Source organism: Microvirgula sp. AG722 (assembly GCF_003269145.1).
Classification (GTDB): Bacteria; Pseudomonadota; Gammaproteobacteria; order Burkholderiales; family Aquaspirillaceae; genus Microvirgula; species Microvirgula aerodenitrificans.
Map to the genome: position 1 here is coordinate 357 of NZ_QLTJ01000047.1, position 848 is coordinate 1,204.

Here is an 848-nt window from a genome sequence, read left to right on the forward strand (position 1 = left end):
ACCCGGCGCAGGCTCAGCGGGCCGTCACTGTCCAGCGTGATGGTCGCGGCCTTCAGCGTGCTGTCGTCGAGGTCGACGCTGGCGGCACCGAGTGTCAGCGACTCGCCGGCGTGGAGCTGGCCACGGCTGCGCAGCGAACCACTGTCGATGTCGATCCGCCCGGCGCTGAGGCTGCCGTCCTCCAGGTCGAGGAGCCCTCCCGCCTGCCAGTGCAGGTCGCCATTGCCGGCAATGCGGCCACCGGCGTTGCTGGCGCTCTCACTGACCAGCCGCAGCAGACCGCTGCCGGCCTGCACGATCTGCCCGCCCCGATTGTTCAGCATGCCGTCCAGCAACAGCTGTTGCTCGCCGTCGCCCTGCAGCTGCAGGCTGCCGCCGACGTTGGACAGCGATCCCGCCCGCAGTGTCATCTGCCCGGCCTTGACCACCGCCCCGTCGCTGACCATCTGGCCCGGGGTGGCAAAGGCCAGCCGCCCGCCGGCGGTCAGCGTCGCCCGGCGCAGGCTCAGCGGGCCGTCACTGTCCAGCGTGATGGTCGCGGCCTTCAGCGTGCTGTCGTCGAGGTCGACGCTGGCGGCACCGAGTGTCAGCGACTCGCTCGCGCTCAGCGTGCCGCGCTGGTGCAGCGCATGTGCCGTCAGCCGGGCGCTGCCCTCGCTGTGCACCGTGCCGCTGACTTCCAGCCGGCCGTCGGCATGCAGCACCAGTCCGCCGTCGCCGGCGGTGACCTTGCCGCCAAGGTTGACGCCGACACCGTGCTCGGTGCCGGTCAGGAAGATCTTGCCGGCATACATGCCGCCGAGCAGGGCCGAATCCAGCGCGAACTGTGGCCGGGTGGCCGCGTCGGC

At 71.6% G+C, this 848-nt stretch carries 1 pseudogene; it reads right to left on the bottom strand.

Features of this window, described 5'->3' with window-relative positions:
- Positions 1 to 848 (bottom strand): annotated as a pseudogene (locus DFO50_RS18735) (hypothetical protein); the annotation flags it as partial.